General features: G+C 44.9%; 6 protein-coding genes and 1 pseudogene. 4 read left to right on the forward strand and 3 right to left on the reverse strand.

Translation table 11 applies throughout. The annotated features are described in order from the left end of the window. Positions 1-224: 224 nt before the first annotated feature. A complete protein-coding gene (locus tag RIG27_RS29030) occupies positions 225-1,652 on the reverse strand; it encodes an AAA-like domain-containing protein (RefSeq protein WP_446350593.1) in 1,428 nt (475 codons plus the stop codon). A 297-nt stretch (positions 1,653-1,949) separates the two neighbouring features. On the opposite strand from RIG27_RS29030, the gene RIG27_RS29035 reads away from it, so the two are divergent. Together RIG27_RS29035 and RIG27_RS29040 are read left to right on the forward strand one after the other, a co-directional pair. Next, a complete protein-coding gene (locus RIG27_RS29035) occupies positions 1,950-2,588 on the forward strand; it encodes a PEP-CTERM sorting domain-containing protein (RefSeq protein ID WP_446350594.1) in 639 nt (212 codons plus the stop codon). A 164-nt stretch (positions 2,589-2,752) separates the two neighbouring features. Continuing rightward, a complete protein-coding gene (locus tag RIG27_RS29040) occupies positions 2,753-3,661 on the forward strand; it encodes a glycosyltransferase family 2 protein (protein ID WP_446350595.1) in 909 nt (302 codons plus the stop codon). Between the two features lie 376 nt (positions 3,662-4,037). On the opposite strand, the gene RIG27_RS29045 is transcribed toward RIG27_RS29040, so the two are convergent. Together RIG27_RS29045 and RIG27_RS29050 are read right to left on the reverse strand one after the other, a co-directional pair. Next, a complete protein-coding gene (locus RIG27_RS29045; protein ID WP_446350596.1) occupies positions 4,038-4,592 on the reverse strand; it encodes a hypothetical protein in 555 nt (184 codons plus the stop codon). Further along, a complete protein-coding gene (locus tag RIG27_RS29050) occupies positions 4,579-5,697 on the reverse strand; it encodes an AAA family ATPase (protein ID WP_446350597.1) in 1,119 nt (372 codons plus the stop codon). Before RIG27_RS29050 ends, RIG27_RS29045 begins: the two co-directional genes overlap by 14 nt. A gap of 603 nt (positions 5,698-6,300) precedes the next feature. On the opposite strand from RIG27_RS29050, the gene RIG27_RS29055 reads away from it, so the two are divergent. Together RIG27_RS29055 and RIG27_RS29060 are read left to right on the forward strand one after the other, a co-directional pair. Beyond that, positions 6,301-10,284: a magnesium chelatase subunit H gene (locus RIG27_RS29055; protein ID WP_446350598.1), complete on the forward strand. Its 3,984-nt coding sequence runs from the start codon at positions 6,301-6,303 to the stop codon at positions 10,282-10,284. 8 nt (positions 10,285-10,292) lie between these two features. Next, a pseudogene (locus RIG27_RS29060) lies at positions 10,293-10,483 on the forward strand (transposase); the annotation flags it as partial.

A 10,483-nucleotide genomic window follows, 5' to 3' on the forward strand; every position in this document is an offset into this window, starting at 1 on the left:
TGGAGCAATCTCACATCTTGCACCATGTAGGGGCGGGTTTTACGACTATTTTTTCGGTTGCACCCAGATCCAAATAAACCCGCCCCTTTCCAACCGGGAAACTCTGATGCTATTTGTTTAGGAAGTAGCGCAGCAAGAAGTTATTCAGATAATATTGATTTGATATAATCTTTAACAAAAAATAAATACTAACCAATTGCCTAAAATCTAAGTAATGCTTACTATCACTTAGGGTAGAACTCCTGTAGATGAGACGCTGAGACGTTAAAATACTGACGATACAAATTGCAGCTAGGCAGCACGCGATCGCCTTTTAGCTGCACTAATCCCATTGTCTGTAATTGTAAGGTTTGCTCCCATTCTAATTCCACAGGTGTTGGTGAATTTGTCACTTGGGTAAACGCTGAATAAAGTTCTGGGTAATGTCGCAGATTCGATAATTTATGACACAGGTATTCGCTGTAAATTCTAACTTTTCCGGTAGACTTAACTAACAACTCTTCTAGGGTAAAATCTTGTTTCAAAATGTGATAAAGTCCCTTTCGGATTAGATAGGGATGACCCCCAACTATAGACATTAGTTGTTTGACCTGATCAATATCCCAATTGAGTTCATGGCGCCATGCCAAATCTTGTACCTGCTCTCTGGTAAATTCTGGCAACTCAATGGATAGTCCCAGATTAAACGCTGAGTGATGAATCATCAAGGGCGTATAAATCTCGGTTGAATAAACGACGACTAACCGCAGTTTTTCCCAGACTCGGCTTAGACTGTTTCCGTACTTAGCTTTCTCATTCCAGGTTCGCAACAGGCAAAAAAAATTTGAGGCAATTTCCGGGTATTGAAAGATTACTTCAACATTATCTAAGCCAATGACGATAGGGTTATCAATTTCTGCTAACAGATAGTTCTCAAAGTAATCCGTGCTACTGGATTTGCCACCCAACATAGTATCCCAATAATCAGCCACCTGATTCGGTAACCCTAAGCTTTTACCAATGCTGGCACAGAACCATTGTAAGAATTTATCCAGATTACTCAAGACATGGCTACTCGCAAGCTGAAAGCTTAAGGTTACAGTATGATACTCTTGCCATCTTCCTTGCTGTAGAATTTTTGCCATTAGGGATGTTTTCCCCATTTGGGTGGGAGCATGAATGTGAATTAATGCTCCGGGTTGTCCAATAGCATCGTAGCAGCGTTCTTCAATGGGAGGACGTTCTATATAAAAGGAAGACTCTAGCGGAACTTGACCTCCGGGTAATTCAGGAATGACGCAGAATGTGGGACAATTTTTTGTAGCGGATGTAACAGATAAGTGGTTTTGGCACGATAAAGTTCCTGGAAAAGCTGACTGAGTGGCTATATCGATTGCCTTCTCTACCATCCACTCTTTCGCTTTACGTTCCAGAACCACTGAAAAATTCTTCTTATTAACTTTTGTACCAAACACTTGGGAGAGAACGTTCCATAACTTGGCACCAACTGTCTTGGCGTGAGCGCTGGAGAAACAGTAAGTTTCGGCAATTTGCTCATAGGATTGATGTTGCCAAGAACCCCGCAGTACAGCTATTTGCAGAGTATTTAAGTGTTGCTGGGTTTGGGTATAGACAAAGGATTGCAAGAGTTCAAGTGCTTCTTCAAGACGCATGAGTATTTTTACTCCTATAGACACACCTGTGGGCAAGTTGACCTGAACTTCATAAAACCTGCCTACTGTTTTACACAAGCTTGATCAACCTGACCAACTTATTTATGAAAACTTTACAAAACCTGCCTACTGTTTTACAAACGCTTCATAAAGGGGGTGACTTCTTCATGGGAACTTTATAAAACTGCTCCGAGATGTTCCTACTTTTTCCTACTGACAGCGCTGAAGAGACAGTTTAAATTTAATAATGCAAAGCGCACCTGAAAAAACACGAAACCATCATTCTTTTTGAGAAATATGAAAACTTCAAGATCTTTTTGCTCAGCACTTATCGCCGCATCTTGTGGTCTGTCAGTCTTAGTCTTAGCACCAAAAGCAGATGCTACTAACATTACAGTATTTACAGATAAGCAAGCTTGGATAGATGCTTTGGACGAACCTTGGTTTGAAACAGAAGACTTTGAGGATCAGACATTAAATCCAGGGGTGAGCGTTATTTCCACCGTAGGTAAAATCCAAGGTGGGGTTTGGAGCGATCTGATAAATGATAGTCCCTTGCAAACTACAACGTGGAAGTTCGAGCAACCGGAAATTTGGGATGGTATAAATGCTTGGGGGGGAATCTGGGATTTAGCCGGACCTGGTGGTCGTGGCTCAAACATCGCTGCTACTGTTACTTTATTGATGGATGGTCAACAGCTTATAGACAAAGAGATTCCCAATACCCTTCAAGGTGACTTCTGGGGATTCGTGTCCGATACGCCTTTTGATCAGGTCATACTAACAGAGGGTAATCTGGGTGGTGGGCACCAGGAAACATACACCTTTGATGACATGGTTTATGCCCAACCTGCTCCAGAACCGTCTTCTATACTGGGGATTTTTGTTCTTGGTACTCTCGGTGCTGGTTCAGCCTTGAAGCGTAAGCAAAAGTAAAAAAAATAGGCTCAGAACCTTAACTAACTATTTGCTCTAATGTTTAATTTGAAAGGAGCAACTTAACAGTGGAGAAAACCAAAAACAACGGTTTCTCCACTTTTTAGCGGACTAGAATTATCTCAAAAAGATCGGCTCTAATATTATCCAATCCAAAACCAGTTATGTTTTCCATTTACATCCTCACCCACAACGAAGAATTAGACATCGCTGCCTGTATTGAATCCGCCCTGCTTTCAGATGATGTTATTGTCGTAGACTCATTCAGCACAGATCGCACGATTGAAATTGCCTCCCGCTATCCCGTTCGGATAGTACAGCACAAATTTGAAAGTCACGGAAAACAACGCACCTGGATGCTGGAAGCGATTCCTACTAAATATGAATGGGTCTACATTCTGGAAGCCGATGAACGCCTGACTCCCCAACTGTTCCAAGAATGTCTGGACACCATCCAAAACCCCAAACACATCGGCTATTATGTGGCAGAACGAGTTCTGTTTATGGGTAAATGGATTCGCCACAGCACCCAGTATCCCCGCTATCAATTACGCCTGTTTCAGAAAAATAAGGTCTGGTTTACAGATTATGGTCACACCGAGCGAGAAGTCTGTAACGGTTCCACAGGTTTCCTCAACGAAACCTATCCTCACTATACCTGTTCAAAAGGCTTGACGCGCTGGATTGACAAGCATAATCGCTACTCCACAAATGAGGCGGCTGAAACGTTGCGACAACTCGAACAAGGACGAGTGAATTGGTGGAATTTGTGCTTGGGTCAATCGGAAGTCGAACGACGGCGAGCTTTAAAAGATTTGTCCTTGCGTCTTCCCTTCAGACCTTTGTTGCGCTTCATTTATATGTATTTTTTCCTCGGTGGTTGTCTAGATGGTCAAGCCGGTTTTGCTTGGTGTACACTACAGGCATTCTATGAATATCTGATTGTTCTCAAGAGTTGGGAGATGCAACAGCAGCCAATTGCATCCGGAAATACGCGACAGGAGAGCAACGGAGTAGAAACAAATAAACAATACCTTTCCTTTGATGAGAAAGCGCCAATTACTGTAGGTTAATACGCCCCTACGCAGCAATCGACACACACATTAGCACTAAGCCGTGAACTCAAGTTCCGGCTTAAAGCTAAAACCCGTTAAAACGGGTTAAAATATCTAGTCAGCTTTAGCTGACTTTAGCTATCAGCCGGAAATTTATTTCCCGGCTGACCTATTGATATCATGTCCTGACGATTGCCCATAATTGCAATACCGTAATAACAAGGGTTTCAGGCATTTTTATTCGGGGTGTTTGACCGGACACGATATGATTCTGAGAGTAAGGATCAAAGAAAATGTTGTTTTATTGAAATCTTTAAAAAGTTAATTTTATTGAATTTTTATCATTGTAAATACTTATTAAGGTGTAAATTTAACGTAACAGTCGCGATCGCACTTATTTTAAGAGTGGTAATAGCCGTTGTAATTCTCCACAAGCTGCCTGAAGTGACGCAGGTGCGTTGTCTGGTAAGTTCTGAGAACGGCATTGTTCTGCTAGGTTCTCCACAGATGGTTTACAAGCCGCTTCATTCTTCTGGTATTTTGCATACTCTGTCTCCTCATCTACGGTTTCTCCCTGCAAAAAATGTATCCAAGTCTCAATATTACGTTTAGGAATAAAGATCGCGATCGCGTCATCGGGTTGACGATTTTGTTGGGCATCTTCACTGAGGGCGAACTCTAACTGATTAAGTCGTTCTTGCAACCCACCTGTATCGGCATCAATCAACACCACTAATCCAATTGATACACGGTTTCTATTCTGACGATAGGCTTTGACTTCTACCGGATACTGAGTGCGTACATACTGTTCTCCCGATTGGCGACCAGGCGGACATATTTTAGAGCGAAATATACCATTAAAACCGCGCTCCCTCAAGAAATGACGGGCAAAAACTTCTTGCTGGCGATCCTCACAAAGAATCACTATCTGAACTCTACGCTGACTCACTTAACCATCTCCTGGCAATGAGTTCTGAGACGGGTAATCCAGAACTGTCAGCGACTTCACTACTAATACGTTTAACTCGGACAGGAGCGTTACTTTGACGCTCAAACCAATAGCCAATGGGTGACGCTAAAAGATAGTTAATTAACTCAGGATGGTGAGAAATCAGTAATGCTTGAAGTTGTCCCTCACTACAAAAATCATATAGCTGAATCAACCACGGTTGAATTTCTGGTAAAGCCAAGAAATTTTCTGGTTCATCAATGCACAAGGTATAGTCTTCCTGTTTTGTGCCATAAATCAGCGTGTATAAAACAATTAACATCTTTTGTCCATCGGATAATTCCCGAAATCGATATTCAAGGGTTTGAGAATTATCTGTATCTCCGGTAACCCGTAGTGTCAGCACTAAGTTTTGTTCGCTGACTCGTTCAAACTTAAAACTAGAAAATCCCTCAATTACATCTTTTAAGATATTGGCGATTTCAGCAATTTTACCTTGGTCTTCAGAAAGATAGCGATACCAAGACACAAAATTTTCCATTTGAATCGCCAAACGCCTTTCTTCCTGGGAACTTTCATCAATCATTAAACTGGGAACAATTTTGACGATGATAAATCGTTGAATCCGTTCTCTAAACCAGGTTAACTTGGTATTATCATTTCTTGGCATCAGTGAAGGGATCATAGACTGCGACCAGTCAAAAGAGTATTGGGATCCCTCTGAATGGTTGTCTCGATAGAGTTGAACTTCGCCTAACTCAAATTTCAGTAAGGGTTGGTTATCAAACCACAGACGCTCATACTCAACACGGCATTTATTCTGATTGTGACCAATACCCAATTCGTATTTGTAGCTACCACCATTCCCTTGAAGTTCGAGTTCAAACCGTTGAACAGTTAAGGTTTGCCAGCGGGTACAGTCGGCAGCGTCAAAAATTTTATCGACTTTGCTATCACCACTGACAAATGCCTGGATTTTCTGTAAGACTTCAAAAACTGTCGATTTACCTGTTCCGTTAGAACCCAAAAATAGATTAATCGTATCAACGTCAAGTTCAAAATTTACCAGACAGCGAAAATTGTCAATATAGATACGTTTTAACATAGGATTATCTATTAAAAAACAGACTATTTTTTTATCTATCAGTCTATTTAATAAATCTGTTTTACCTTCACATTAAAGAAAAGGGGACTTACAACAAGATTCCACAAATACTGGCGATATCCTAACACAGGAGACAATCCAACGCTGCAAGGGATAAGGAAGCCCAGTTTGTATGCACCAGTACCTCTTTGTGGAGATGCGATCGCATCTAGCCAAGACCACGCACCCACGAACCTCGCTGGGGAGTCTGTGTCCTTTTATCCCTGTCTACCATATATTCTAATGTTATGTGTCTACATAAACCCTATTATGTCTAAAGCTATGACTATAATTTTGCCCAGCTTGATTTAAGTGTAAATTTTTGTGAATAATATTTAGAGCGAATACTTTAGTAAATGTAAATAAATGTAAAGTAATAGGGGTAACTTCCTATCGAATTGTGTCAAACCAGGGCGAAAACGCTGCATCGGTCAGCATTTTTTGGTAAAACCACTAAAGTTGCCCTAACTGTAACGCCAAGCCGATTCCAAGGGAAGCAAAGCCAACCTTCCCTGGAACCCTATCAATGAGAAGAGAACACGGATCAAAAGGAGCGAGAACAGTATGTTCACTCACGTCAAGTCCACCATTCGTCACATCACCCCCGATGACCCCCAGAATCGTCACGTCCTGAAGGTGGTCTATGTCGTGCTAGAGCCACAATATCAAAGTGCTTTATCAGCGGCTGTCCGTTCTATCAATCAAAATCAGCCAGATATTGCCATTGAAATCAGTGGCTACTTAATCGAAGAACTCCGCGACGAACAAAACTATCAGGCATTTGAGCAGGATATTGCCCAAGCCAATATCTTTATCGCCTCGCTAATCTTTATCGAAGACTTAGCGGATAAGGTTGTCGCCGCCGTTCAACCCCATCGCGATCGCTTAGATGCGGCGGTGGTATTCCCCTCTATGCCACAGGTAATGCGCCTGAATAAATTAGGCAGCTTCTCCATGGCACAACTGGGTCAATCCAAGAGTGCGATCGCCCAGTTCATGAAGAAGCGTAAGGAAAAGTCAGGCTCATCCTTCCAAGATGGGATGCTGAAGCTATTGCAGACGCTGCCCAAAGTCCTGAAATATATGCCCATTGACAAGGCACAGGATGCCCGGAACTTTATGCTTTCGTTCCAGTATTGGCTAGGGGGTTCCTCCCAAAACCTGGAAAACTTCCTGTTAATGCTGGCAGATAAATATGTTCTCAAGGGAAAAACCCTAGAATTTAAAGATCCGGTGGTTTACCCAGACATGGGTATATGGCATCCCCTGTCTACAAAGATGTTTGAGGATGTCAAAGAGTATTTCACCTGGTATAACAATCGCGACGATATCTCCGAAGATTTAAAAGACCCCTTTGCCCCCTGTGTGGGTTTAGTCCTGCAACGCACCCACCTGGTAACCGGGGATGATGCCCATTATGTGGCAATGGTACAGGAACTGGAAGCCATGGGCGCACGAGTTCTACCTGTGTTTGCTGGGGGACTGGATTTCTCCAAACCCGTGGATGCCTTTTTCTATGACACGCCCACGAGTAAGGGACAAGCCAATGTAACTCTGGTAGATGCGGTGGTGTCTCTGACGGGATTTGCCTTAGTCGGGGGTCCAGCGCGACAAGATCATCCCAAGGCGATCGACTCCTTAAAACGCCTCAACCGTCCCTATATGGTGGCATTGCCCTTAGTCTTCCAAACCACAGAAGAGTGGGAAGGGAGTGACTTGGGATTGCACCCGATTCAGGTGGCACTGCAAATTGCCATCCCAGAACTCGATGGCGCGATCGAACCGATTATATTATCCGGACGAGATGGCACCACCGGGAAAGCGATCGCACTTCAGGATCGAATTGAAGCAGTGGCAAATCGGGCGCTGAAATGGGCAAGCCTGCGCCGTAAGCCAAAACTGGATAAGAAGGTGGCGATTACCGTATTTAGTTTCCCGCCGGATAAGGGGAATGTCGGCACAGCTGCTTATCTAGATGTCTTCGGGTCAATTTATAAAGTCATGGAAGCCCTGAAGCATAACGGCTACGACGTGGAAGACTTACCCGAATCTGCCGAAGCCTTGATGCAACAAGTCATCCACGACGCCCAAGCCCAGTATGCAACCCCTGAATTAAATATTGCCTACCGCATGTCGGTGATGGAGTATGAACGGTTTACCCCCTACTCCACCCGTTTAGAAGAAAACTGGGGTCCACCGCCGGGACATTTAAATAGTGATGGACAAAACCTACTCATTTATGGTAAGCAATTCGGCAACGTGTTTATTGGCGTGCAGCCCACCTTCGGGTATGAAGGTGATCCGATGCGGCTTTTGTTCTCCCGTTCCGCCAGCCCCCATCACGGGTTTGCCGCCTACTACACCTATTTAGAACATCTCTGGCAAGCCGATGCCGTATTGCATTTCGGGACTCACGGGTCATTGGAATTTATGCCCGGTAAGCAGATGGGGATGTCAGGGGATTGTTACCCGGATAACTTAATTGGTTCGATTCCCAATCTCTACTATTACGCTGCAAATAACCCCAGTGAAGCCACGATCGCGAAACGGCGCAGTTACGCCGAAACCATTTCCTATCTCACCCCTCCGGCGGAGAATGCAGGGTTATATAAAGGGTTGAAGGAACTGAATGAATTAATTGGGTCCTATCAAACCCTGAAAGACACCGGACGCGGCGTTCCGATTGTGAACACAATTATGGATAAATGCCGCTTGGTGAATCTGGATAAAGATATCGCCTTACCGGAAAAAGACGCCAGTGAACTGACCCCAGAAGAACGGGATACCCTGGTGGGGTTAGTCTACAAAAAGCTGATGGAGATTGAGTCTCGGCTGTTACCCTGTGGGTTGCATGTAATTGGCAAACCGCCCACCGCTGAGGAAGCGATCGCGACATTAGTTAATATTGCCAGTCTGGATCGTCCAGAGGAAGAAATCCTGAGTCTACTGCGAATTATCGCCAACAGTCTCAACCGGGATATCGACGAGATTTATCAAAATAATGACCGAGGTGTCTTAGCGGATGTACAGTTACTTCAAGACATCACCCAAGCCACTCGTGCGTCTGTTGCGGCGTTAGTCCAAGCCCAAACCGATGCCGAGGGGCGGGTGTCCAAGGTGACGAGTCTGAATTTCTTTAATATGCGGAAACGCACCCCTTGGATAGAAGCATTAATTGATGCGGGGTACTGTCAAGTTGACTCGGATGCAATTAAACCCCTATTTGAGTATCTGGAATTCTGTCTCCAGCAAATTGTCGCGGATAACGAACTCGGCGCGATGCTGAAAGCGTTGGAAGGGGAATATGTGCTTCCTGGACCTGGGGGTGATCCCATCCGCAACCCGGATGTATTACCCACGGGGAAGAATATCCACGCCCTTGACCCCCAATCCATCCCCACTACAGCGGCGGTAAAATCGGCAAAAATCGTCGTAGACCGCTTATTGGCGCGGCATCGGGCGGAAAATGGTGGGAATTGGCCCGAAACCATTGCCTGTGTCCTCTGGGGAACCGATAATATCAAAACCTACGGGGAATCCCTGGCGCAAATTATGTGGATGGTTGGGGTGAAACCCGTTCCCGATGCCTTAGGGCGAGTGAATAAGTTAGAATTGATTTCCCTGGAAGAATTAGGGCGTCCCCGGGTGGATGTGGTGATTAACTGTTCTGGCGTATTCCGGGATTTGTTTATCAACCAGATGAATCTGTTAGATCAAGCTGTGAAAATGGCGGCTGAGGCGGATGAACCTCACGAGATGAACTTTGTCCGCAAACACGCCATGCAACAGGCGGCGGATATGGGGATTAATCTGCGCCAAGCGGCGACGCGGGTGTTCTCCAATGCATCGGGTTCCTATGCAGCGAATGTGAATCTGGCGGTGGAGAATAGTACGTGGGAAAGCGAATCCGAGTTACAGGATATGTATCTAACCCGGAAATCCTTTGCCTTTAGTGCGGATAATCCGGGAACGATGGAACAGAATCGCCAGATTTTCGAGTCGTCATTGAAAACGGCGGAGGCGACGTTCCAGAATCTGGATTCGTCGGAGATTAGTTTGACGGATGTGTCTCACTACTTTGATTCTGATCCGACGAAGGTGGTATCCACCCTGCGTCAAGATGGTAAGACGCCTGCATCTTATATTGCTGATACGACGACAGCAAACGCCCAGGTGCGGACGTTATCGGAGACGGTGCGTTTAGATGCGCGGACGAAGCTACTCAACCCGAAATGGTATGAGGGAATGCTGAGTCACGGGTATGAGGGAGTGCGAGAACTCTCGAAGCGGTTAGTTAATACTATGGGTTGGAGTGCGACGGCTGGCGCGGTAGATAACTGGGTATACGAGGAAGCCAATGAGACGTTTATCCAGGATGAAGAAATGCGGAAGCGGTTGATGAATTTGAATCCCCATTCCTTCCGCAAGGTGGTGTCCACGTTGTTGGAAGTGAATGGACGCGGGTATTGGGAGACGAGTGAGAGTAATTTGCAGATGTTGCGCGAGTTGTATCAGGAGGTTGAAGATCGGATTGAAGGGATAGAATAGTCGGTGACATGACGATTGTAGAGACGCGCCATGGCGCGTCTCTACACAATGATCGGGGAAAACCGATAACCCTGTACAAACCCATGACCTTGTACAAAGGAAAATATCGGGTTGAATCCACCCGATTACCCCACAGAGACTATAGCGCAAATGGCTGGTATTTCGTCACCATTTGTACACGCGATCGCACGTTTTTCTT

The organism is Coleofasciculus sp. F4-SAH-05, assembly GCF_040222985.1.
Taxonomy (GTDB): domain Bacteria; phylum Cyanobacteriota; class Cyanobacteriia; order Cyanobacteriales; family Coleofasciculaceae; genus Coleofasciculus; species Coleofasciculus chthonoplastes.

Excerpts from the sequence above, each read along its gene's own strand:
- RIG27_RS29030 (WP_446350593.1), bottom strand. The coding sequence starts at position 1,652 with ATGCGTCTTGAAGAAGCACTTGAACTCTTGCAATCCTTTGTCTATACC.
- RIG27_RS29035 (WP_446350594.1), top strand. The coding sequence starts at position 1,950 with ATGAAAACTTCAAGATCTTTTTGCTCAGCACTTATCGCCGCATCTTGT.
- RIG27_RS29040 (WP_446350595.1), top strand. The coding sequence starts at position 2,753 with ATGTTTTCCATTTACATCCTCACCCACAACGAAGAATTAGACATCGCT.
- RIG27_RS29050 (WP_446350597.1), bottom strand. The coding sequence starts at position 5,697 with ATGTTAAAACGTATCTATATTGACAATTTTCGCTGTCTGGTAAATTTT.
- RIG27_RS29055 (WP_446350598.1), top strand. The coding sequence starts at position 6,301 with ATGTTCACTCACGTCAAGTCCACCATTCGTCACATCACCCCCGATGAC.